18 protein-coding genes are annotated in these 22,980 nt (G+C 61.2%); 16 read left to right on the top strand and 2 right to left on the bottom strand.

All coding sequences use genetic code 11. The annotated features are described in order from the left end of the window. Positions 1 to 27: 27 nt before the first annotated feature. The 11 genes from EC919_RS05860 to EC919_RS05810 all read left to right on the top strand — a co-directional run bounded on the left by EC919_RS05860 (position 28) and on the right by EC919_RS05810 (position 13,329). The gene (locus tag EC919_RS05860; RefSeq protein ID WP_133772120.1) at positions 28 to 2,385 is read left to right on the top strand and encodes a TonB-dependent hemoglobin/transferrin/lactoferrin family receptor; all 2,358 of its coding nucleotides are present in this window, start codon (positions 28 to 30) and stop codon (positions 2,383 to 2,385) included. Positions 2,386 to 2,471: 86 nt separating this feature from the next. Beyond that, positions 2,472 to 3,071, top strand: coding sequence for a biliverdin-producing heme oxygenase (locus EC919_RS05855; protein ID WP_133772118.1), 600 nt, complete (start codon positions 2,472 to 2,474; stop codon positions 3,069 to 3,071). Between the two features lie 93 nt (positions 3,072 to 3,164). Then, positions 3,165 to 3,569, top strand: coding sequence for a YbaN family protein (locus EC919_RS05850; RefSeq protein ID WP_133772116.1), 405 nt, complete (start codon positions 3,165 to 3,167; stop codon positions 3,567 to 3,569). A gap of 185 nt (positions 3,570 to 3,754) precedes the next feature. Then, complete coding sequence (locus EC919_RS05845) at positions 3,755 to 4,105, top strand: DUF5064 family protein (protein ID WP_166650495.1); 351 nt, start codon at positions 3,755 to 3,757, stop codon at positions 4,103 to 4,105. 84 nt (positions 4,106 to 4,189) lie between these two features. Next, positions 4,190 to 5,698 carry a sigma-54-dependent transcriptional regulator gene (locus EC919_RS05840; protein WP_133772112.1) on the top strand — a complete coding sequence of 503 codons (1,509 nt, stop codon included), beginning with the start codon at positions 4,190 to 4,192 and terminating at the stop codon, positions 5,696 to 5,698. A gap of 425 nt (positions 5,699 to 6,123) precedes the next feature. Continuing rightward, positions 6,124 to 6,507: a glycine cleavage system protein GcvH gene (gene gcvH / locus EC919_RS05835; RefSeq protein ID WP_133772110.1), complete on the top strand. Its 384-nt coding sequence runs from the start codon at positions 6,124 to 6,126 to the stop codon at positions 6,505 to 6,507. Positions 6,508 to 6,517: 10 nt separating this feature from the next. Beyond that, a complete protein-coding gene (gene gcvP, locus EC919_RS05830; protein WP_133772109.1) occupies positions 6,518 to 9,376 on the top strand; it encodes an aminomethyl-transferring glycine dehydrogenase in 2,859 nt (952 codons plus the stop codon). A gap of 175 nt (positions 9,377 to 9,551) precedes the next feature. Further along, positions 9,552 to 10,928 (top strand): L-serine ammonia-lyase, encoded by a 1,377-nt coding sequence (locus EC919_RS05825; protein ID WP_133772107.1) that lies wholly within the window; start codon positions 9,552 to 9,554, stop codon positions 10,926 to 10,928. Between the two features lie 70 nt (positions 10,929 to 10,998). After that, complete coding sequence (gcvT, locus tag EC919_RS05820) at positions 10,999 to 12,120, top strand: glycine cleavage system aminomethyltransferase GcvT (protein WP_133772105.1); 1,122 nt, start codon at positions 10,999 to 11,001, stop codon at positions 12,118 to 12,120. Positions 12,121 to 12,516: 396 nt separating this feature from the next. Continuing rightward, positions 12,517 to 12,729 carry a cold-shock protein gene (locus EC919_RS05815; protein ID WP_003227496.1) on the top strand — a complete coding sequence of 71 codons (213 nt, stop codon included), beginning with the start codon at positions 12,517 to 12,519 and terminating at the stop codon, positions 12,727 to 12,729. Positions 12,730 to 12,825: 96 nt separating this feature from the next. After that, positions 12,826 to 13,329: an RDD family protein gene (locus EC919_RS05810; RefSeq protein WP_432213793.1), complete on the top strand. Its 504-nt coding sequence runs from the start codon at positions 12,826 to 12,828 to the stop codon at positions 13,327 to 13,329. A 458-nt stretch (positions 13,330 to 13,787) separates the two neighbouring features. Here the strand turns inward: EC919_RS05810 and lptG are convergent, their stop codons facing one another. Continuing rightward, positions 13,788 to 14,849, bottom strand: coding sequence for an LPS export ABC transporter permease LptG (gene lptG, locus EC919_RS05805; protein ID WP_133772103.1), 1,062 nt, complete (start codon positions 14,847 to 14,849; stop codon positions 13,788 to 13,790). Further along, entirely contained in the window at positions 14,842 to 15,960 is a 1,119-nt protein-coding gene (gene lptF, locus EC919_RS05800) for an LPS export ABC transporter permease LptF (protein WP_133772101.1), read from the bottom strand. The genes lptG and lptF overlap by 8 nt, the downstream gene beginning before the upstream one ends. Positions 15,961 to 16,265: 305 nt before the next feature. Between lptF and EC919_RS05795 the strand changes: the two genes are divergently transcribed. From EC919_RS05795 to rlmF, 5 genes are all read left to right on the top strand, one after another. Beyond that, the gene (locus tag EC919_RS05795) at positions 16,266 to 17,756 is read left to right on the top strand and encodes a leucyl aminopeptidase (RefSeq protein WP_133772099.1); all 1,491 of its coding nucleotides are present in this window, start codon (positions 16,266 to 16,268) and stop codon (positions 17,754 to 17,756) included. A gap of 57 nt (positions 17,757 to 17,813) precedes the next feature. Continuing rightward, entirely contained in the window at positions 17,814 to 18,242 is a 429-nt protein-coding gene (locus EC919_RS05790; RefSeq protein WP_133772097.1) for a DNA polymerase III subunit chi, read from the top strand. Positions 18,243 to 18,249: 7 nt separating this feature from the next. Continuing rightward, the gene (locus EC919_RS05785) at positions 18,250 to 18,690 is read left to right on the top strand and encodes a DNA polymerase III subunit chi (protein WP_133772095.1); all 441 of its coding nucleotides are present in this window, start codon (positions 18,250 to 18,252) and stop codon (positions 18,688 to 18,690) included. 174 nt (positions 18,691 to 18,864) lie between these two features. Beyond that, positions 18,865 to 21,711, top strand: coding sequence for a valine--tRNA ligase (locus EC919_RS05780; protein WP_133772093.1), 2,847 nt, complete (start codon positions 18,865 to 18,867; stop codon positions 21,709 to 21,711). 204 nt (positions 21,712 to 21,915) lie between these two features. Further along, the gene (rlmF, locus tag EC919_RS05775; protein WP_133772088.1) at positions 21,916 to 22,944 is read left to right on the top strand and encodes a 23S rRNA (adenine(1618)-N(6))-methyltransferase RlmF; all 1,029 of its coding nucleotides are present in this window, start codon (positions 21,916 to 21,918) and stop codon (positions 22,942 to 22,944) included. The last annotated feature ends 36 nt before the right edge of the window (positions 22,945 to 22,980 follow it).

Raw genomic sequence — 22,980 nt, 5'->3', positions numbered from 1 at the left:
CGACCCGCACGACAGGGAGCGCTATCCATGCTGTCCAGCTTCAACCCCGCACCACCCGCCTCGCCCACGACCACTCACCCCTTCGGGCTCTCGCTGCTGACGATCGCCATCTTCGCCGCAGCGCTGCACAGCCCCGCCGCTGCCGCTGCCGAACAAAGTACCGCGCTGGAACTGCAGCAGATCACGGTCAGTGCCACGCGTCAGGCGCAGTCGGTGGATTCGGTCCCCGGTACGGTGACCGTGCAGGACCGCGCGGCGCTGGATCGGCGCAACGTCAACAACATCCGTGACCTGGTACGCGACGAGCCCGGTGTTTCCGTGGGCGGGGCCGGCCAGCGTGCGGGCACCAGCGGCTACAACATTCGTGGCATCGATGGCGACCGGATCCTGACGCAGGTGGATGGCGTCGAAGTGCCGGACAATTTCTTTCAGGGCCCTTTCGCCAAAACCCATCGCAATTACGTGGATCCGGAGATCATCAAGCACGTCGAGATCCTGCGCGGCCCTGCTTCGGCGTTGTACGGAAGCAGCGCCATCGGCGGCGCGGTGAGTTATTACACCCTCGACCCCGAGGACATCATCAAGCCGGGCAAAGACGTCGGCGCCCGCCTGAAAACCGGTTATAGCTCGGCGGACAACAGCTGGCTGAATTCGTCCACAGTCGCCGGCCGCGCGGGGGATTTGGACGGTTTGCTGCACGTCAGTCAGCGCAACGGCCACGAGACCGAGTCCTACGGCGAGCATAGCGGGACCGGCCTGTCCCGCACGGCAGCCAACCCGGAAGACGCCCGCGCCACCAATGTGCTGGCCAAGCTGGGCTGGAACTACGGTGACAATGATCGTCTGGCGTTCACCTACGAGAAGTACAAGGACGACACCCATACGAATCAGAAGAGTGTGGTGGGTGGGCCTTTCAATGCCGGTGTTGGCTTCGGCTACTACGGTTCACGTCAAGGGAACGACGTTATCACCCGAGAGCGGTTTGGCCTGGAAAACAGCTTTGCGCTGGACAGCGTGTTGGCTGACAACGCCAAGTGGAGCTTGAACTACCAGATTGCCAAGACTGATCAAAATACCTTTGAAAGGTATCTGCCCTCTAACCCCAGAAGCGGGGCGGTTTTGCGAGATGTCTGGCGCACCCGCGACACCCACTACAAGGAACGCCAATGGATCCTCGACGCACAGCTGGATAAAGCGTTCGACATCGGCGGCACACAGCACCTGTTGACGTACGGCACGACCCTCAAACAACAGAAGGTGACAGGGCTTCGGACAGGAACAGCCACCTGTGCGTCGGTCGTCGGAACCTGCCGCACCCTCGGGGCAGTGAGTGCCAGCGCGAACGACATCGTGGCCCCCACCAATGACTTCCCGAACCCGACGATCACCACCTACGGGCTGTTCGCTCAGGATCAGATCAAATGGGGCGACTGGACCTTGATGCCCGGCGCCCGCTATGACTACACCGCACTCGACCCGGACGCCACAGATTCATTCCTCAAAAGCGTCAATCTGAGAAGCAAGAGCGAGTTCGACGACAGCACGAAAAAATGGCATCGCCTCTTACCCAAGCTGGGACTGACGTATGCGTTCAACGACGCCTATACCTGGTACGGCCAGTACGCAGAGGGTTTCCGCACGCCGAGCGCCAAGGCGTTGTATGGCCGCTTCGAAAACACCCGCGGCAATTACGTCGTCGAGCCCAATCCAGACCTGAAACCGGAGACCAGTAAAAGCTATGAAACCGGGCTGCGCGGTCACTTCGACGAGGGCACGTTTGATCTCGCGCTGTTCTACAACACGTACCGCGACTTCATTAATGAAGACGCGGTGATTCCGGCGAAGTCCACCACCACGACCTTCCAGTCCAACAACATCAAGCACGCCACCATGAAGGGCGTCGAACTCAAGGGGCGGCTGAACCTGGACAGCTTCGGCGCACCCGAAGGCCTCTACACCCGAGGCTCGCTGGCCTATCTGTACGGCCGCAACAACGACACCGGCCAGCCCATCAACAGCATCAACCCGCTGACCGGCGTGTTCGGGCTGGGTTATGACCAGAACAACTACGGCGGTTTGCTGAACTGGACGCTGGTGAAGCGCAAGACGCGGGTCGACAGCAGTAACTACTACGCCCCCGACGGCGCCACCCGGTTCAAGACCCCGGGCTTCGGTCTCGTTGACCTCACGGGTTATTACAAAGTCACCGACGACGTCACGGTCAGCGGCGGCCTGTACAACCTGGCGGACAAAAAGTACTGGCTGTGGGACGACGTGCGTGGCTACGACAATGTCGGCGAAGCAGGCGCCACCGCTCCCGCCAACCTCGACCGTCTGACCCAGCCAGGCCGCAATTTTGCCGTCAACGTGATGTGGAACATCTGACCTGATCCCGTCGCAGGCGCTTTTGGTTGCGCGTCTGCGACATTCGTTCGTCTTGTTAACAAGCGCCCCATTTCCAAGGAAGACCCATGACCGATAACGCAATCCGTCGCTCGCAACGACTGAACCAGATCACCCATGCCGCCCATGAACAACTGGACAAGGCGGTGAAGGCCAATGCGCCGTTCGAAACGCTGGCCAGCTACACCCGATTCCTCCGCGCCCAATACCTGTTCCAGGCCGAGCTGAAAACGCTGTACATGCACCCGCAGTTGATCGCGTTGATTGCCGACCTGCCTGATCGCTGTCGCGCCGAACAGGCCAAGGCCGATCTGCTTGATCTTCAGTCTGTGATCCCTGGCCCGGTCGCCGGCGCCGTCGAAGCGCCCTGCCTTGCGCAGGCGCTGGGCTGGCTATTCGTATCGGAAGGTTCGAAGCTGGGCGCAGCGTTTTTGATCAAACGCGCCGAGACCTTGAGCCTCAGCGACACCTATGGCGCCCGTCATCTGGGTGAACCGTCAGGTGGACGAGCCGAAGGCTGGAAACGCTTTATCCGGATCATCGACGATCTGCCGTTCAACGCCGAGCAGGAGCGCGAGATAGACCTCGGTGCAGTGGCGGCCTTCGAGCGTTTCAACGTGCTGCTGCAACACGCCTACGCTTCAGCGTCTGAAGCGGAACCCGCCTGACGCCGGGCCTTTTATGCCCGGCACTGATAAGCTGGGCGCCTTTGCGGGACGTGAAAATCCCGCAACACCTGCTCACTCTGCATTACCGAGACCATGACCAGTACACCACCCGGCAGCAAACTGTCCCGCATCCTGTTTGGCATTCTCGCCTATGCGAGCCTGACCATCGGCATCATCGCGATCTTCATTCCCGGCCTGCCCACCACCGAATTCATTCTGCTGGCGGCATGGGCAGCAACGCGAAGCTCACCGCGCCTGAGCGCGTGGCTCGAGCATCATCGGGTGTTCGGCCCGATGCTGAGCAACTGGCGAAACGGCAAGATGATTGCGCGCAAGGCCAAGATCAGCGCCACTGTCACGATGTTGATCTGCGCGGTCATGATGCTGGTGGTGCTGAAACACAATTGGTGGATCTACTTCGCGGTGGCCGGCATGGTGCTGGTCAATCTGTGGATCTGGTCACGGCCTGAGCCTTCGCGGCTTCAGCCGGAAAAGTGAGGTGTAGGACCGGCTTTAGCCGGGAAGAGGCCGGTTTGAACACGCTCTATTCTGAGGTGTGACGCCTGACGCTTTCCCGGCTAAAGCCGGTCCTACAAACAGCGCGCGGCGTAAGAACCTGAACCCGAGGCGGCTCCCGGCGGTCTGTCCTCTTAGGTCCATCACCTTTCCCCGGAGCCATTGCCATGTTCGAGCCAGGTCATCTGCACATCGTCCACCCCGCTCTGCAATCACACGACGTCGGCTGCGACCTTCATATCCGCTACGAGGTCAGCCAGACCGATTCGGGTCAGGGCATGCAGTTCACCCTGGAAGGCGACGTCAATGGCCAGGCGGTTAACGAGACCTTTGAGCTGCCGAAGGACAAGGCCTACAACTTCGCCAGCGAGGCGTCGCGCAGACTGGAGAAGCATGGCCTGCCGAGAACCACCGACCTGCATGCGATGCACGGTGAGTACGACCGAATGTTCGAAGACATCCGTCACAAGCTCGACATGAAGTCCGGTGATCCGGTCAAGCCGGAGCATCTGGAATAACCAGCGCCCCTTCAAGGTCTCGGGATGGGCAATGCGATTACTGGCATAATCGCCCCCCTACTCCCGCGAACCCTTTCCTTCCTCATGCGCATTCACGTCACGTTCATTGACCGCGTCGGCATCACCCAGGAAGTGCTGGCCATTCTTGGCGGGCGCAATCTGAACCTCGATGCGGTGGAAATGGTGCCGCCCAACGTCTATATCGACGCGCCGACGCTGAGCCATGATGTGCTTGAAGAACTCAAGGACCGGCTGTTTCGCGTGCGCGGCGTGGAAGCGATCACGGTGGTCGACATCCTTCCCGGCCAGCGCCGTCACCTGCAACTCGACGCCCTGCTGGCAGCGATGACTGACCCGGTGCTTGCGCTCGACAGCGCCGGCCACGTTCTGCTGGCAAACCCGGCGCTGGTTGCGTTGTATGGCCGAGAACCGACTGGGGAGTCGATTGGCGAGCTGTTTTCCGATACGGGCCTGCAAATGGCGCTGCTGGAAAACGGCTTCCGTTTGCCGCTACGGGAAGTCACGCTCAACGGCGAAGCCCTGCTGCTGGACGCGACACCAATCACCGACGCGGGCGCCTTGCTGACCCTTTATCAACCGAGTCGAATCGGCGAACGCCTGTCGGCACTGCACCACGATCATGCCGAAGGTTTCGATGCGCTGCTCGGCGATTCCGCGCCGATTCGCACACTTAAAGCCCGTGCACAGCGGGTCGCGGCACTGGATGCGCCGCTGCTGATTCAGGGCGAAACCGGTACGGGCAAGGAACTGGTGGCGCGCGCCTGTCATGCGGTGAGCGCGCGCAACGGGGCGCCTTTTCTCGCACTGAACTGCGCTGCATTGCCGGAGAACCTCGCCGAGAGCGAACTGTTCGGTTACGCCCCCGGCGCCTTTACCGGTGCGCAGCGGGGTGGCAAACCGGGCCTCATGGAGCTTGCCAACAAAGGCACCGTGTTTCTCGACGAGATCGGCGAGATGTCACCGTATTTGCAGGCCAAATTGCTGCGCTTTCTTAATGACGGCAGTTTTCGGCGGGTCGGCGGCGACAAGGAAGTGCAGGTCAACGTGCGCATCTTGAGCGCCACCCACCGTGACCTGGAGAAAATGGTCGCCGAAGGTACCTTTCGCGAAGACCTGTTCTATCGCCTCAACGTGCTCAATCTGGACGTGCCGCCGCTGCGTGAACGCGGGCAGGACATCCTGATGCTGGCGCGCTATTTCATGGAACAGGCCTGCACGCAGATTCAGCGACCGGTCTGCCGCCTTGCGCCGACCACCTACCCTGCCCTCCTTGGGAATCGCTGGCCCGGGAACGTTCGCCAGTTGCAGAACGTGATCTTCCGCGCAGCGGCCATTTGCGACAGCTCGCTGGTCGACATCGGCGACTTGGACATCGCCGGTACGTCGGTGGCCAGAGGTAGTGATGGCGAAGTCGAAAGCCTGGAAGGTGCGGTCGAGGATTTTGAGAGGTCGCTGCTGGAAAAGCTCTACAGCCAGTACCCCTCGACCCGCCAACTGGCCGCGCGACTACAGACGTCCCACACCGCAATCGCCCACCGGCTGCGCAAATACGGTATTCCCGGCAAATCTTAGTAGGCAGAACTTTGAGCTCGAGGCCGCCTGCCTATTACGCTCGGTCCTGCAGATGGCCGTAGGAGCCGGCTTGCGGGCGAATGGGTCTAACATCCACGGATACTTTGACCGCCAACAACGGATTCGCCAGCAAGCCGGGTCCTACAAATCGCATTCACCTAGCAACTCTGGCACGATATCGAAACACCGTATTGAAATCATTCCAGACTCATAACTTAACTACCCCGTGCCGCAGCCTTGGGCCCAGGCCCCCCGAACCCGAAACCTCCGTATCGGTTTCGTTCCAGCAGCGTTCAATCCACTCGCCCCTCCAACCTCCGCAGCCCAACGTTTAGGAGTCGCTCCCGACCTTGGCCGCAAACTTGCTATGCACTCTCCCCATCACGCCCGGGCATAACGGGCGATTCACCATCTGGGGAGATTTCATGAGCGAGTTGCGTTTTACCGAAGACCACGAGTGGCTGCGGGCCGAAACAGACGGCAGCGTTACCGTGGGCATCACCGCCTTTGCGCAGGACGCACTGGGAGACGTGGTTTTCGTGCAACTGCCGGAGCTGCAGTCTTACGAGAAAGGCGCAGAAGCGGCCACCGTCGAATCGGTCAAAGCCGCCAGCGGCGTGTACATGCCTCTCGATGGTGAGATCGTCGAAACCAACCCCGCGCTGGATGCCAACCCGGAGCTGGTCAACGAAGACCCGCTCGGCCAGGGCTGGTTCTTTCGCTTTATTCCTTCCAATCCCGATGCTGTCGGCCAACTGCTGACCCAAGACGCCTATGATCGTCTGATCAAAGCCAACGCCGAAGCCTGAGGAGCGCGCAATGACTGATCGTATTGAATTGAGCACCGCCAACGAGTTCATCGCCCGCCACATCGGCCCGCGTGCCGCTGACGAAAAAGCCATGCTCACCACCCTGGGCTATGACTCCCTCGACGCGCTGACCGCCAGCGTCATCCCTGAATCCATCAAGGGCACCAGCGTTCTCGGCTTGTCCGCCGGGCAAAGCGAAGCCGACGCGCTGGCCGATATCAAAGCGATTGCCGGCAAGAATCAGCTATTCAAGACGTACATCGGCCAGGGCTACTACAACACCCACACGCCGGCGCCGATCCTGCGCAACCTGCTGGAAAACCCGGCGTGGTACACCGCTTACACGCCGTATCAGCCGGAGATTTCCCAAGGCCGTCTGGAATCGCTGCTGAACTTCCAGACCCTGATCAGCGACCTGACCGGCCTGCCGATCGCCAACGCCTCGCTGCTCGACGAAGCGACTGCGGCCGCCGAAGCCATGACCTTCTGCAAACGTCTGAGCAAGAACAAGAGCAGCAACAGGTTCTTCGCCTCCGCCCATTGCCACCCGCAAACCCTCGATGTGCTGCAAACCCGCGCCGAGCCGCTGGGCATTGAAGTGGTGGTCGCAGACGAAGCTCAACTGACCAACGTCAGCGAGTTCTTCGGCGCGCTGCTGCAATACCCTGCCAGCAATGGGGACGTGTTCGACTACCGCGAGCTGGTCGAGCGCTTCCATGCCGCCAACGCTCTGGTCGCCGTGGCAGCCGACCTGCTGGCCCTGACCCTGCTGACGCCACCCGGCGAATTTGGCGCTGACGTGGCCATCGGCAGTGCGCAGCGCTTCGGCGTGCCGCTGGGTTTCGGTGGTCCGCACGCGGCCTACTTCTCCACCCGCGACGCCTACAAGCGCGACATGCCCGGCCGACTGGTCGGTGTGTCCATCGACCGCTTCGGCAAGACCGCCCTGCGTCTGGCCATGCAAACCCGCGAGCAACACATTCGTCGTGAGAAGGCCACCAGCAACATCTGCACCGCGCAGGTTCTGCTCGCCAACATCGCCAGCATGTACGCCGTGTATCACGGCCCCCGCGGCCTGACCCGCATCGCCAACCGCGTGCATCACCTGACCGCGATTTTCGCCGAGGGCCTGAGCCAGCTGGGTCAGAAGGCCGAGCAGTCGTTCTTCTTCGACAGCATCACCCTGAACACCGGCGCCAAAACGGCCGACCTGCACGCCAAGGCCCGCGCACACGAAATCAACTTGCGTGAAGTAGACGCCGAGCGCCTGGGCGTTTCGCTCGACGAAACCACGAAGCAAGCTGACGTCGAAGTGTTGTGGTCCCTCTTCGCGACAGAAGGCCAGGCCCTGCCTGACTTCGCCGCGCTGGCAGACAGCGTCGAAGCGCGCCTGCCTGCCGAGCTGAAGCGCCAGTCGGCGATCCTCAGCCACCCGGTGTTCAACCGGTACCACTCCGAAACCGAGCTGATGCGCTACCTGCGTCGCCTCGCGGACAAGGACCTGGCGCTGGACCGCACGATGATCCCGCTGGGCTCTTGCACCATGAAACTCAACGCCGCCAGCGAAATGATTCCGGTGACTTGGGCCGAATTTGGCAACCTGCACCCGTTCGCCCCTGCCCAGCAAAGTGCCGGTTATCAGCAACTGACCGATGAACTGGAAGCGATGCTCTGCGCCGCCACCGGCTATGACGCGATCTCCCTGCAGCCGAACGCGGGCTCCCAGGGTGAGTACGCGGGTCTGCTGGCGATCCGCGCTTACCACCAGAGCCGTGGCGATGAGCGTCGCGACATCTGCCTGATTCCGTCCTCGGCCCACGGCACCAACCCCGCCACTGCCAACATGGCCGGGATGCGAGTGGTCGTGACCGCTTGCGATGCACGCGGCAACGTCGACATCGAAGACCTGCGCGCCAAGGCTATCGAGCATCGCGAACACCTCGCCGCACTGATGATCACCTACCCGTCGACCCACGGCGTGTTCGAAGAAGGCATCCGCGAAATCTGCGGCATCGTTCATGACAATGGCGGTCAGGTGTACATCGACGGCGCCAACATGAACGCCATGGTCGGTCTCTGCGCACCGGGCAAGTTTGGCGGCGACGTGTCCCATCTCAATCTGCACAAGACCTTTTGCATCCCCCACGGCGGCGGCGGCCCGGGCGTTGGCCCGATCGGCGTGAAATCGCACCTCGCGGCGTTCATGCCGGGTCACGCGAAAATGGAACGCAAGGAAGGCGCGGTCTGCGCGGCGCCGTTCGGCAGTGCGAGTATCTTGCCGATTACCTGGATGTACATCCGCATGATGGGTGGCGAAGGCCTCAAGCGCGCCTCGCAACTGGCAATCCTGAATGCCAACTACATTTCCCGCCGTCTGGAAGAGCATTACCCGGTGCTCTACACCGGCAGCAACGGCCTGGTCGCCCACGAATGCATTCTCGACCTGCGCCCACTGAAAGAAACCAGCGGCATTAGCGTCGATGACGTCGCCAAACGCCTGATCGACTTCGGTTTCCACGCACCGACCATGTCCTTCCCGGTCGCGGGTACGCTGATGATCGAGCCGACCGAAAGCGAGTCGAAAGAAGAGCTGGACCGCTTCTGCGACGCGATGATCAAGATCCGCGAAGAAATCCGCGCGGTCGAAAGCGGCGTGCTGGACAAGGACGACAACCCGCTGAAAAACGCGCCGCACACCGCCGCTGAACTGGTGGGCGAATGGAGCCATCCGTACAGCCGCGAGCAGGCCGTGTACCCGGTGGCGTCGTTGATCGAAGGCAAATACTGGCCGCCGGTCGGTCGCGTCGACAACGTGTTCGGCGACCGCAATCTGATCTGCGCCTGCCCGTCCATCGAAGACTACGCCTAAGCGGCAGTTCCAGGCGCTCCGATGTGTTTGCATCAGAGCGCCGATCTCTGCAGGAGCCGGCTTGCTGGCGAACCCGTTTCATCATGAACATTCATGCTGACTGATCTGACGCGTTCGCCAGCAAGCCGGCTCCCACAGTGACTTCACCTAATAAGAACAATCCCGGAACCCCATCATGTCGCTGAGCGTATTTGACCTGTTCAAGATCGGCATTGGTCCCTCCAGTTCCCACACGGTGGGCCCGATGCGAGCGGCGGCGCGGTTTGCCGAAGGCTTGCAGCGCGATGGCCTGCTGGAAACCATCATCTGCGTCAAAGTCGAGCTCTACGGTTCCCTCGGCGCCACCGGCAAAGGTCACGGCAGCGACAAAGCCGTGTTACTGGGCCTTGAAGGTGAGCATCCCGACACTGTCGATACCGAAACCGTTGCGGCTCGCCTGCAACAGATCCGCAGCACTGAACGCCTGAACCTGCTCGGCCAGCACAGCATCGAATTCATCGAAAAGCATCACTTGGCGATGATTCGCAAACCCTTGGCCTACCACCCCAACGGCATGATTTTTCGCGCCTTCGATGCTTCGGGCATACAGGTCCGCAGCCGCGAGTACTACTCCGTAGGCGGCGGCTTCGTGGTGGATGAGGATGCGGCTGGCGCAGACCGCATTGTGGAAGACCAGACGCCGCTGGTGTATCCGTTCAAAACGGCCCGGGATCTGATGGCGCACTGCACTGCCAGCGGGCTTTCGATCAGCCAGGTCATGCTCGCCAACGAAGGCGCATGGCGCTCCGAAGCCGAAACCCGCCAGGGCCTGTTGCACATCTGGCAGGTCATGCAGGACTGCGTCGAAGCGGGCTGCCGCAACGAAGGCATCTTGCCGGGCGGCCTGAAGGTCAAGCGGCGTGCGGCAGCATTGCATCGCCAGTTGTGCAAAAACCCGGAAGCCGCGCTGCGTGATGCGTTGTCGGTGCTCGACTGGGTCAATCTGTACGCGCTGGCGGTCAATGAAGAAAACGCCAACGGCGGCCGTGTGGTTACCGCGCCCACCAATGGCGCGGCCGGGATCATCCCGGCGGTGCTGCATTACTACATGCGCTTCATCACCGGGGCGAACGAGGACGGCGTCGTGCGTTTCCTGCTCACGGCGGCAGCGATCGGCATTCTCTACAAAGAGAACGCGTCGATCTCCGGCGCCGAAGTCGGCTGTCAGGGCGAAGTCGGCGTGGCCTGCTCCATGGCGGCCGGCGCGCTGTGCGAAGTCCTGGGCGGCAACGTTCAACAGGTGGAGAACGCCGCTGAAATCGGCATGGAACACAACCTTGGCCTCACCTGCGACCCCATCGGCGGACTTGTTCAGGTGCCGTGCATCGAGCGCAACGCCATGGGTTCGGTGAAGGCGATCAACGCTGTGCGCATGGCCTTGCGCGGCGACGGCCAGCATTTTGTCTCGCTGGATAAAGTGATCCGCACCATGCGCCAGACCGGCGCCGACATGAAAAGCAAGTACAAGGAAACAGCCCGTGGCGGGCTGGCCGTGAACATCATCGAGTGCTGACATCAGCCCGTATTCATAGGGTTCCCTGCCCTGCGCGGGGAATCCGGAACCGCTTTCAAGGAGTGACCCCATGACCACCGAATTGCTGAAGACCCCGCTCAACGCCCTGCACCGTGAACGCGGCGCGAAAATGGTCGAATTCGCCGGCTACGACATGCCTGTTCAGTACCCCGCCGGCGTCATGAAAGAACACCTGCACACCCGCGATCAAGCCGGCCTGTTCGACGTCTCGCACATGGGTCAGATCCTGTTGAGCGGGCCGAACGCCGCGAAAGCGCTGGAAACCCTGGTGCCGGTGGACATCATCGATCTGCCGGTCGGCATGCAGCGCTACGCGATGTTTACCAACGACAACGGCGGCATTCTCGATGACCTGATGGTCGCCAATCTGGGTAACGATCAACTCATGCTGGTGGTCAATGCCGCCTGCAAGAACGAAGACCTGGCGCACCTGCAGCAGCACATTGGCACCCAGTGCGAGATCACGCCGCTGTTCGACGAACGCGCATTGCTCGCGCTGCAAGGTCCGCACGCCGTTACCGTACTGGCGCGGCTGGCGCCGGAAGTCGCGAAAATGACCTTCATGCAGTACACCTCGACGAAGATCGACGGCATCAACTGCTACGTCAGCCGCTCGGGCTACACCGGTGAAGACGGTTACGAGATTTCAGTGCCGGCGGATAAGGCTGAAGCCCTGGCGCGTCGACTGCTCGCCGAGCCTGAAGTGGCGCCGATCGGCCTGGGTGCGCGCGACTCGCTGCGACTGGAAGCCGGCCTGTGCCTCTATGGCCATGACATGGACATCGACACCACGCCGATCGAAGCGAGTCTGTTGTGGGCAATCTCCAAAGTGCGTCGTGCTGATGGTGCACGGTCAGGCGGCTTCCCCGGTGCCGACGCGATCTTCGCCCAGCACCAAAGCGGTGCGGCGCGCAAACGTGTCGGCCTGTTGCCTCAAGAACGTACGCCAGTGCGTGAAGGCGCTGAAATCGTCGATGCCGAGGGGACGACCATCGGGACCGTCTGCAGCGGCGGTTTTGGCCCAACGCTGAGCGCGCCATTGGCCATGGGCTATGTCGACGCCCGTTTTACCGCGCTGGAAACACCGGTCTGGGCAATCGTCCGCGGCAAGAAAGTCCGCATGCACCTGACTAAAATGCCTTTCGTTCCGGCACGTTACTTCCGCGGCTAAGTAACATCGTCAAAAAATGCGGCACCGCAACAGTGCATTAAACTGTGCGGATGCCGCCGTCTGGCGCCAGCGTTAAGTGCATTCAAAACTGTCAAAATATTGAACTTCGCCGAGCCTCTAAGCATTAAAAACTATCGATCTTGCGAAGGTGGTTAATGTTTTCGAAAGAGCCTGAACCCCCCATGAATGCTGGCCCAAACGGGGCTTGTTTTTTCGGCGAGAGTTAGCGTAGAGTTTCTCGACTGTGTTTGCATGGGTCGCTGGGATCGTGACCCGGGCAGTAGCGCCAAAAGCAATGCTACATCCCGCTCTACGTTTCTTCTTCCTGCAACCAGCCCCAGTACTCTTTCGTGTGAAAGAGACTGTCATTAATTTAATGCTTCAAGGAATAAGAAAATGTCTACACGTCAGAGCGGCACCGTTAAGTGGTTTAACGATGAAAAGGGTTTTGGTTTTATCACGCCTGAAAGCGGTCCGGATCTGTTCGTCCACTTCCGCGCTATTCAAGGCAACGGCTTCAAAAGCCTGAAAGAAGGCCAGAAAGTGACGTTCGTCGCGGTGCAGGGCCAAAAAGGCATGCAGGCTGACGAAGTACAAGCTGAAGCCTGATTAGCCGACGCAAAAAGCCCCTGATGGCCAACATCAGGGGCTTTTTTATGCCTGGGATTTCGTAAACTCCCTGCTCCCGTGTGAACGAGCGCTGCCATGACCTCCCCTGACATTGACGCGCAGGTGCTACGCCCCCAAGGCGACTTTCCCGTTGCGGGACTGGGCCGGCGCATGGCTGCGATCAGCTACGACGCGCTGCTGTGCGTAGCGCTGATGATGGTCACCACCTTTCTCTACAAACTGGTCTGGATGGGGATTGTCGGCGAAGCCAGACTGCGCCAGCTCTCCGAGTCCGGCGCGCTCGATGCCGACCCGCTGCTGTCCTCGATCTTGCTGATCACGCTGTTCGCCTTTTTCGCTACATTCTGGACCCATGCAGGTCAGACCCTGGGCATGCAGGTGTGGGGAATACGCGTGCAGAACGCCGACGGAACCGTCATCAGCCTGTGGCAAGCACTGCTGCGCTTCGTCGTCGCCATCGCATCGTGGCTCTGTATGGGGCTCGGTTTCTTCTGGAGCCTGTTCGACAAGCACCAACGCTGCTGGCATGACCTGTATTCCGAAACGCAGCTGGTGCGGGTGCCCAGAACCCACAAGTAAGCCCGCCCAGAAAATCCGCTGTTTACCTGAGAGATACGGTCCGCAGGAGCCGGCTTGCTGGCGAAACCGATCAACCGGTGCCATTTCCAGCGACTGACACGACGCGTTCGCCAGCAAGCCGGCTCCTACAAAGTTCGGGGAGTCAGCCAGCGACAGGTGAGGCGCTCAACGTCACGCGCAAGCGCGTCTTCCGCGAGTGTGCGACCGCTGAACAGTATCGGTACTGCGAAAATCCGTAGGAGCCGGCTTGCTGGCGAAAGGGGTGGGTCAGCCGACATCAATGCCTCAGGAACAACGCGTTCGCCAGCAAGCCGGCGCCTACAGAGTTTTGCGAATATCCGCAGTTGATCATCCGCCGCACATTCAGTGGAGAAGCGCACTCGGGTACTCCCCCTATCTGTGCAATGCGCCCACAAAAAAGCCGACCCTAAGGTCGGCTTTTCATGACGCAGCCGGCATCAGCCCGCGCGTCGCAGCAACCAGATGCCCGCCAGCGCACACACACCCGCCGGCACCAGTACGGCGAAGAGTGGCGAGAAGCCGAACACCAGGCTCGACGGGCCCAGCAGATCCTGAGCGATGCGGAAGGTGAACCCCACGAGCACGCCCGTAAACACACGCTGCCCCAGCGTCACCGAGCGCAACGGCCCGAAGATGAAGGAAATCGCCATCAGCACCAGCGCAACGGTCACCAGCGGCTGGAGGATCTTGGTGTAAAACGCCAGCCAGTAACGACCGTTGTTCAACCCCTGATCAGCCAGATAACGCGCGTAACCATAAAGCCCGGTCATCGACAGCGACTCCGGCGGCAGCACTACCGTGCTCAGCAGCTGCGGGCTCAACGCGACGTTCCAGCGCTCTTCGGGCGCGGTGACCACTTCGGTACGACCGTCGTGGAACACCGTCGTGGTGACGTCTTTCAGCAACCAGTAATCGGTCTTGAAGTTGGCCTGTTTGGCGAAGCTCGACGTCAGCATGTGACGCTGGTCGTCGAAATGGTAACGGGTGACGCCATACAGCAGGCCGTTCGGTTGCACCGTGTTGATGTGGATGAACTCCTCACCCTGACGGTGCCACAGACCGTGCCTGGCGCTCTGCGCGTCGCCGGTGCCTTGAGCGAGCGAACGCGCGGCCTGGGCCGAGGCTTCGGTCACTGGCGCCAGGTATTCGCCGATCAACAGCCCGGCCACCATCAACACCAGCATGGGTTTCATGACCGCCCAGACAATACGGCCGATCGATACGCCGGCGGCACGCATGATGGTCAGTTCGCTGTTGCTGGCCAATGCGCCGAGGCCGATCAGGCAACCGATCAGCGCGGCCATCGGCAGCATGTCGTAAAGACGGCGCGGCGCGGTCATCAACACGAAACTACCAGCGTCCCAAAAGGTGTAGGTATCGCTGATGTCGGCCATTTCGTCGATGAAGGCGAACAGCGAGGCCAGCCCGAGGATGATCCCCAGTACCGCCAGGATCGCCATGAACACGCTTTTGCCGATGTAGCGATCGAGCTTAACCATGAGCCACCCCCGACACGCTGCGGCGACTCGCAAGCTTCAGGCGCAGCGGCTCCCAGTAGAGCAACGCCAGCCCGATGGTCAGAAACAGCGCATGCACCCACCACAGGCCAAGACCCATCGGGATCTTGCCCTTCTCCAGCGCACCGCGTGCGGCAATCAGGATGGTGAGATAAGCCATATAAAGAAGAATCGCCGGAAGGAGCTTGAGGAAGCGACCCTGACGCGGGTTGACCCGAGCCAGCGGCACGGCCATCAGCGTCACGATGAACACCAGAATCGGCAGCGAAACCCGCCACTGCAGCTCGGCCCTGTTGCGCAGGCTGTCTTCACCGGTCAGCAGTTCGCTGGTGGAGATGGCATCGCGGTCGGTGACCTCATCGCTGATGTCCGGCTTTGGCAGCAAGGCGCCGTAGGTGTCGTATTTGATCGCACGGTAATCGGCCTGACCGGGGTTGCCGTCGTAGCGATAGCCGTTGTCGAGAATCAGGTAGCGCGTGCCATCGGGTTTGATTTCCTGCCGGCCTTTTTCCGCGACCAGCACGGTGATGCCGTGGTCCTTCTTCTCGTCGAGTTTCTTCTCGGAAATGAACACGCCGCCCAAGTTGATGCGGTCGTCGGTCATGGTTTCGGTGTAGGTCACGCGACTGCCGTCGCGCAGAAGCTGGAAGCGACCCGGCACCAGCGTGTCGAATTCGGTCATCGCATCCTGCTTGTTGATCAGCAGCTGAAACTGGGTGGCACCTTGCGGAGCGAGGCTGAAGCTCAGCCAGGCCACCAGCAGTGACACCAACGCAGCCGGCGCGAGGGTGATCAGCAGCAGACGTTGCTGGCTCATGCCGGTGGCGGCCAGTACGGTCATCTCGCTTTCGAGGTACAACCGGCCATACGCCAGGAGAATCCCGAGGAACAAGCCCAAGGGGAGAATCAGTTGCAGGAAACCCGGCAGACGGAAACCCATGATCAGAAACAGCACGCCCGGATCGAGTGCGCCGGATGCGGCCTGGGCCAGGTATTTGATGAAGCGGCCACTCATGATGATTACCAGCAGCACAGCACTGACAGCGCTCAGGGTAACCAGCACTTCTCGGGACAGGTAACGGAAGACAATCAAACCAGACACTCCAGGGTTGTCACGCTAAGGCGCCATGACAATGAAATGAATCAGCCATGATGCGCGCGACGGCGTACCACCAAAAAAATATGCGGCATTATCCTGTGATTGGGTGTGTCTGTCACTGCGCGCGCGGGATACTTCTGCAACCTGCGCACGCGCGGACCCGGACGGGGTTGTCATCCATTGGCTCGCAGGGTCAAACTGCGGGCCTTGCCGCAGGCATGCCGGTGTAAATACCTCTGCGCCGCTGCCGAGCCGTGTGCTCAAGTGCGATAACTCACAGTTTATTCGGGGACCCCGACATGGAATTGGTTGTTAAAAGCGTCAGTGCAGAAACCTTGAAGACCGCCACACTGGTGGTCGCCGTCGGTGAAGGCCGCACGCTGAGCGACACCGCGAACACCCTCGACACCCTGAGCGGTGGCGCCATCAGCGCCGTCCTCAAGCGCGGCGACCTGTCGGGCAAGATCGGCCAGAGCCTGTTGCTGCACAGCCTGCCCAACCTGAAAGCCGAACGCGTACTGCTGGTCGGTTCGGGCAAAGAGCCGGAATTGAATGATCGTCAGTTCCGCAAAGTCATCAGCGGCGCCCTCAGCACCCTGAAAAGCCTGGGCGGCGTTGATGCCGGCTTCGACCTTGATCAACTGAACGTCAAGAATCGCGACGTCTACGGCAAGAACCGCCTGCTGGTCGAAACCCTGGCCGACGGCGAATACGTCTTCGATCGCTTCAAGAGCCAGAAAGTCGATCCTCGCGCCCTGAAAAAAGTCACCCTGCTGACCGCCAAGGCCAACGTCGCCGACGTCGAGCGCGCCGCCAAGCATGCACAGGCCATCGCTGCCGGCATGGCGGTGACCCGCGACCTGGGCAATATGCCGCCGAACATCTGCCACCCGACCTATCTGGGCGAGCAAGCCAAAGCGATGGGCAAAGCCAACAAGGGTCTCAAGGTCGAAATCTTCGATGAGAAAGACATCGAGAAGCTGGGCATGGGTTCGTTCCTGGCGGTCGGTCAAGGCAGCGCTCAGCCGCCACGCCTGATCGTCATGCAGTATTCCAACGGCAAGAAAAGCGAGAAACCGTACGTGCTGGTCGGCAAAGGCATCACCTTTGACACCGGCGGCATCAGCCTCAAGCCGGGCCTGGGCATGGACGAAATGAAATTCGACATGTGCGGCGCCGCAAGCGTGTTCGGCACGTTGAACGCTGTGCTTGAACTGCAACTGCCGATCAACCTGGTGTGCATCGTCGCGGCGGCCGAAAACATGCCGAGCGGCAACGCAACCCGCCCGGGCGACATCGTCAAGACCATGAGCGGCCAGACCGTCGAGATCCTCAACACCGATGCCGAAGGCCGTCTGGTGCTGTGCGACGCGCTGACCTACGCCGAACGCTTCAAGCCACAGGCCGTGATCGACATCGCGACCCTGACCGGCGCTTGCGTCGTCGCGCTGGGCGGTCACACCTCGGGCTTGCTGGGCAACAGCGACGCATTGATCAGTCAAGTGCTGGAAGCCGGTAAACGCGCCGACGACCGCGCCTGGCAGCTGCCGTTGTTCGACGAGTATCAAGAGCAACTGGACAGCCCGTTTGCCGACATCGCCAACATCGGCGGCCCGAAAGCCGGCACCATCACTGCCGCCTGCTTCCTCTCGCGCTTTGCCAAAGCCTACGAGTGGGCGCACCTGGACATCGCCGGTACGGCATGGCTGAGCGGCGGCAAGGACAAAGGCGCCACGGGCCGTCCGGTTCCGCTGCTGACCCAGTACCTGATCGATCGCGCTGGCGTTTAAGCCGCTGCCAACGCGCCGGCCTCCCCGGTCGGCGCGTTCAGCGTTCTGGAATCACCCATGACCCAAGTCGATTTCTACATTCTGCCGAGTGCCGACCCCGTCGCGCGCCTGGACTTCGCCTGCAAACTCACCGACAAGGCCTGGCGCCTCGGCCACCGGGTGTACCTGCATTGCAGCGATGCCGGGCAACGCGAGGAACTGGATGCCCGACTGTGGCGCTTCCGGGGCGAAGCATTCGTTCCCCATGGCTCGGTCGAAGACGATCAGGACGCTCCCGTGGCGCTGGGTATCGGCAGCGACCCCGGCCAACATCAGGATCTGCTGGTCAATCTCGACCTGCGTATCCCGGAATTCTTCAAACGATTCGCGCGTGTCGCCGAGATCGTTGTCGAGGACCCAGCCATCCGCCTCGCGGCGCGCGAGAGTTTTCGCTTCTACCGCGAACAGGGCTATCCTCTGCAAGATCACCGGCTGCAGCGTCTTTGAGCACACGATGGATAATTCAAAACACCTGAAAGATTCAGCGCACCTGCTGGATGACCTCGAGTCCATTCGTCAGCTGTTGGGCGATGATCCGGCCCAGCCTCCCCTGCTGACCGAATCCGTTCACAGCGACGAGCAGATTCCGCTGCTGTTTGACGTGGTCAGCGGCCAGGTCGTGACGCTCGATGAGCACGAAGCCAACCTCAATGACATTCCCCTGCTCACGCCTGAGCCGGTCGCGGCTACTCCACCTCCCGCGCCAGCTGCCAACGCATCGAGCGCCGGGGCGCCGAACGCAGAGGCACTGCTGCACCTGGACGCCGAACTGCGAGCCGCTGCGCAGTTGATCATGCAAGACGTGATCGACGACTTCGCTCCGCACATCGAGAACGAGATCAAACGCCGTCTGGATGCGCGAATGGAACGACTGCTGAGTCAATACACCAGCTGAACCTGTCCTCTTTCCCGACCCGGGATCGCGGCAAGCGCAGTCCTACAGATGCCCGCGACGATTCCGGGCATCACCGCTCATAGCCACCGACCTCCCGCTTGTAGCTTGACGCCGCCTTGAAAAGCTATACTCGTCGGCTTTTCCGACTCAAAGCAGATCAGGTTCCCGCCTCGCATGGACAAGACCTACCAGCCGCACGCCATCGAAACTTCCTGGTACCAGACCTGGGAGTCCGAAAACTATTTCGCTCCGCAAGGCGCGGGCGACTCGTACACCATCATGATTCCGCCGCCGAACGTCACCGGCAACCTGCACATGGGCCACGGTTTCAATAACGCGATCATGGACGCCCTGATCCGCTTCCGCCGCATGCAGGGTCGCAACACCCTGTGGCAGCCGGGCACCGACCACGCCGGTATCGCCACGCAGATGCTGGTGGAGCGTCAACTCGAAGCCTTGGGTCAGAGCCGTCACGACCTGGGTCGCGACAAATTTCTCGAAAAAGTCTGGGAATGGAAGGATCAGTCCGGCGGCAACATCAGCCGTCAGATCCGTCGCCTGGGCTCGTCGGTCGACTGGAGCCGTGAGCGCTTCACGATGGACGACGGTTTGTCCGAGGCGGTTAAGGAAGCCTTCGTGCGTCTGCACGAAGACGGTCTGATCTACCGTGGCAAACGTCTGGTCAACTGGGACACCAAGCTGCACACCGCCATCTCCGACCTCGAAGTGGAAAACCACGACGAGAAGGGGCATCTGTGGAACCTGCGCTACCCGTTGGCCGATGGTGCGAAGACCGCCGAAGGTCTGGACCATCTGATCGTCGCCACAACCCGTCCGGAAACCATGCTCGGTGACGCGGCCGTCGCCGTGAACCCGAATGATGAGCGCTACAAGGCGCTGATCGGCAAGTTCGTCGAGCTGCCGCTGGTAGGTCGTCGCATCCCGATCATCGCGGACGACTACTGCGACCCTGAATTCGGTACCGGCTGCGTGAAGATCACCCCGGCCCACGACTTCAACGACTACGACGTCGGCAAGCGCCACAACCTGCCGCTGCTGAACATCTTCGACAAGAACGCTGCCGTGCTGCCCGCTGCGCAAGTGTTCAACCTCGACGGCACGCTGAACGACACCGTCGACGGCACCCTCCCTGCCGAATACGCCGGCCTCGACCGCTTCGAAGCGCGCAAGCAGATCGTTGCCGCGTTCGACGCCGCCGGGCTGCTGGTCAGCGTCGACGATCACGCCTTGAAAGTACCGAAGGGCGACCGCTCCGGGACGATCATCGAGCCGTGGCTGACGGATCAGTGGTACGTGTCGACCAAGCCGCTGGCCGAACCTGCCATTGCCGCCGTTGAAGACGGCCGTATTGCCTTCGTGCCCAAGCAGTACGAGAACATGTACTTCTCGTGGATGCGCGACATTCAGGACTGGTGCATCAGCCGTCAGCTCTGGTGGGGCCACCGCATTCCGGCCTGGTACGACGAGTCCGGCAAGGTTTACGTCGGCCGCGACGAAGCCGAAGTCCGCGCCAAGCACAATCTCGGTCCTGACGTTGCCCTGCAACAGGACAACGACGTGCTCGACACCTGGTTCAGTTCCGGCCTGTGGACGTTCTCCACCCTGGGCTGGCCAGAGCAGACCGATTTCCTGAAAACCTTCCACCCGACCGACGTACTGGTTACCGGTTTCGACATCATTTTCTTCTGGGTTGCCCGGATGATCATGCTCACCATGCATTTGGTGAAGAACGAAGACGGTACGGCGCAGGTGCCATTCAAGACCGTGTATGTCCACGGTCTGGTGCGCGATGGCCAAGGCCAGAAGATGTCCAAGTCCAAGGGCAACGTCCTTGATCCGCTGGACATCATCGACGGCATCGAGCTTGAAGCCCTGGTGCAGAAACGCACCTCCGGCATGATGCAACCCAAGCTGGCCAAGAAGATCGAGAAGCAGACCCGCGACGAGTTCGCCGACGGCATCGCAAGCTACGGCACCGATGCCCTGCGCTTCACCTTCTGCTCGCTGGCCTCTACCGGCCGGGACATCAAGTTCGACATGGGCCGCGTCGAAGGCTATCGCAACTTCTGCAACAAGATCTGGAACGCCGCGCGCTACGTGCTCGACAAGGGCGAAGACTGCGGTCAGAACGGCGAAGCGTTCGAGCTGTCGCTGCCGGATCGCTGGATCATCTCGCAGCTGCAACGCACTGAAGCCGAAGTAACCCGTCAGCTGGATCAGTTCCGCTTCGACCTCGCGGCGCAGGCGCTGTACGAGTTCATCTGGAACCAGTATTGCGACTGGTACCTTGAGCTGTCCAAGCCGGTTCTGTGGGACGAGACGGCGCCGATCGAGCGTCAGCGTGGCACCCGTCGCACGCTGGTGCGTGTGCTGGAGGTCGCCTTGCGTCTGGCGCATCCGTTCATGCCGTTCATCACCGAAGAAATCTGGCAGCGCCTCGCGCCGCTGGCCGGCGTTGAAGGGAAGACCATCATGCTGCAACCGTGGCCGGTGGCGAATGATGCGCGTATCGACGTCGCGGCCGAAGGCGACATCGAGTGGCTCAAGAGCCTGATGCTCGGCGTGCGCAACATCCGTGGCGAAATGAACATCGGCCCGGGCAAGCCGTTGCAGTTGTTCCTCAAGAACGTCAGCGCCGAAGACCAGCGCCGCCTGAACGAGAACGAGCACCTGCTGAAGAAGCTGGCCAAGCTTGAATCGTTCACCGTGCTGGAAGCCGGCGCTGAAGCACCTCTGTCGGCGACCGCACTGGTCGGTGAGATGGAAGTGCTGGTGCCGATGGCCGGCCTGATCGACAAGGACGCCGAACTGGCGCGTCTGGACAAGGAAATCCAGCGTCTGCAGGGCGAAGTGCAGCGGGTCGGCGGCAAGCTGTCCAATGCCGCGTTCGTCGACAAGGCGCCAGCTGAGGTGATCGCCAAGGAACGCGCGAAGATGACCGAAGCCGAACAGGCGCTGGGTAAACTGGCGGAGCAGCACGCTCGGATCGCGAGTTTGTAAGTACCGTCTTCCAGACGAGATGCCCTGCCGGCCTGCAACCGGGCTGGCAGGCGCAACGAAATCTTTGTAGGAGCGCGCTTGCCCGCGATGAGGCCAGCCCAGACGCCATCCGTCCATCTTCGGGACTGCGGTGTTCAATCCGACGTCATCGCGGGCAAGCGCGCTCCTACAGGGGTGCGGTGTCTGTCACCTGAATTGATACCCATGACAAATCCACTGCACACCAAACCTCCGCGCAAAAAAGCCAAACCTGCTCAACAGGCCAAGCCCGCCGCGCCGCGTGAGAAAGCCACCCTGCACCCGCGCAACCGCCATCAGGGGCATTACGACTTTCCGCGCCTGATTAAAAGCAGCCCCGAGCTGGGCAAGTTTGTGATCCTCAATCCCTATGGCAAAGAAAGCATCGACTTCGCCAATCCGGCCGCCGTGCGGGTGTTTAACCGCGCCTTGCTCAAAGCGTTCTACGGTATCGCCCATTGGGATATTCCGGCCGACTATCTCTGCCCGCCAATCCCGGGGCGCGCGGACTACCTGCACTTTCTGGCTGACCTGCTGGCTGAGCGCAACGACGGCGTCATCCCGCGCGGGGCGTCCGTCACAGCGCTGGACATTGGCACTGGCGCCAACTGCATTTACCCGCTGATCGGTCAGGGCGAGTACGGCTGGTCGTTCCTGGGCTCGGACATCGACAAGATCGCCCTTGCCTCGGCGACCACCATCGTCAAAGCCAACGGCTTGAGCAAGAGCATCAGCTTTCGGGAGCAGACCAACCAAAAGCACATCCTGACCCACTTGCTGCAGCCCGATGAACGCTTCGACATCACCGTGTGTAACCCGCCCTTCCACGCCTCGGCTGCGGAAGCGTTAAGCGGCAGCCAGCGCAAATGGCGAGCCCTTGGCAAGGCCGACCCCAAACGCAAGTTGCCGGTGCTGAATTTTGGCGGCCAGGCGGCGGAGCTATGGTGCGAAGGTGGCGAAGCGCGCTTTGTGACGCAATTGATCAGTGAAAGTGCTCAGGTGGCGGCGCAGGTGTTGTGGTTCAGCACGCTCGTGTCCAAAGCTTCGAACCTGCCCCTGATCCAGAGCGCGTTAAAAAAAGCCGGTGCCGTTGAAAGCCAGACGGTAGAAATGGGACAAGGGCAGAAACAGAGTCGCTTCGTTGCCTGGACCTTTCACGACACAGCTCGCCAGCAAGCCTGGCGGGAACAGCGCTGGGCCGCGAGCAAGCGCTGATTCTCAAACGGCGGTGTCATTTCTGTCAGTAGACGA

The organism is Pseudomonas graminis (assembly GCF_004364335.1).
Lineage (GTDB): Bacteria > Pseudomonadota > Gammaproteobacteria > Pseudomonadales > Pseudomonadaceae > Aquipseudomonas > Aquipseudomonas graminis_D.
This window is presented reverse-complemented; position numbering and strand designations above follow the sequence as displayed.

Coding starts and splice junctions, on each gene's coding strand:
- EC919_RS05860 (WP_133772120.1), top strand. CDS start 28: ATGCTGTCCAGCTTCAACCCCGCACCACCCGCCTCGCCCACGACCACT.
- EC919_RS05855 (WP_133772118.1), top strand. CDS start 2,472: ATGACCGATAACGCAATCCGTCGCTCGCAACGACTGAACCAGATCACC.
- EC919_RS05850 (WP_133772116.1), top strand. CDS start 3,165: ATGACCAGTACACCACCCGGCAGCAAACTGTCCCGCATCCTGTTTGGC.
- EC919_RS05845 (WP_166650495.1), top strand. CDS start 3,755: ATGTTCGAGCCAGGTCATCTGCACATCGTCCACCCCGCTCTGCAATCA.
- EC919_RS05840 (WP_133772112.1), top strand. CDS start 4,190: ATGCGCATTCACGTCACGTTCATTGACCGCGTCGGCATCACCCAGGAA.
- gcvH (WP_133772110.1), top strand. CDS start 6,124: ATGAGCGAGTTGCGTTTTACCGAAGACCACGAGTGGCTGCGGGCCGAA.
- gcvP (WP_133772109.1), top strand. CDS start 6,518: ATGACTGATCGTATTGAATTGAGCACCGCCAACGAGTTCATCGCCCGC.
- EC919_RS05825 (WP_133772107.1), top strand. CDS start 9,552: ATGTCGCTGAGCGTATTTGACCTGTTCAAGATCGGCATTGGTCCCTCC.
- gcvT (WP_133772105.1), top strand. CDS start 10,999: ATGACCACCGAATTGCTGAAGACCCCGCTCAACGCCCTGCACCGTGAA.
- EC919_RS05815 (WP_003227496.1), top strand. CDS start 12,517: ATGTCTACACGTCAGAGCGGCACCGTTAAGTGGTTTAACGATGAAAAG.
- EC919_RS05810 (WP_432213793.1), top strand. CDS start 12,826: ATGACCTCCCCTGACATTGACGCGCAGGTGCTACGCCCCCAAGGCGAC.
- lptG (WP_133772103.1), bottom strand. CDS start 14,849: ATGGTTAAGCTCGATCGCTACATCGGCAAAAGCGTGTTCATGGCGATC.
- EC919_RS05795 (WP_133772099.1), top strand. CDS start 16,266: ATGGAATTGGTTGTTAAAAGCGTCAGTGCAGAAACCTTGAAGACCGCC.
- EC919_RS05790 (WP_133772097.1), top strand. CDS start 17,814: ATGACCCAAGTCGATTTCTACATTCTGCCGAGTGCCGACCCCGTCGCG.
- EC919_RS05785 (WP_133772095.1), top strand. CDS start 18,250: ATGGATAATTCAAAACACCTGAAAGATTCAGCGCACCTGCTGGATGAC.
- EC919_RS05780 (WP_133772093.1), top strand. CDS start 18,865: ATGGACAAGACCTACCAGCCGCACGCCATCGAAACTTCCTGGTACCAG.
- rlmF (WP_133772088.1), top strand. CDS start 21,916: ATGACAAATCCACTGCACACCAAACCTCCGCGCAAAAAAGCCAAACCT.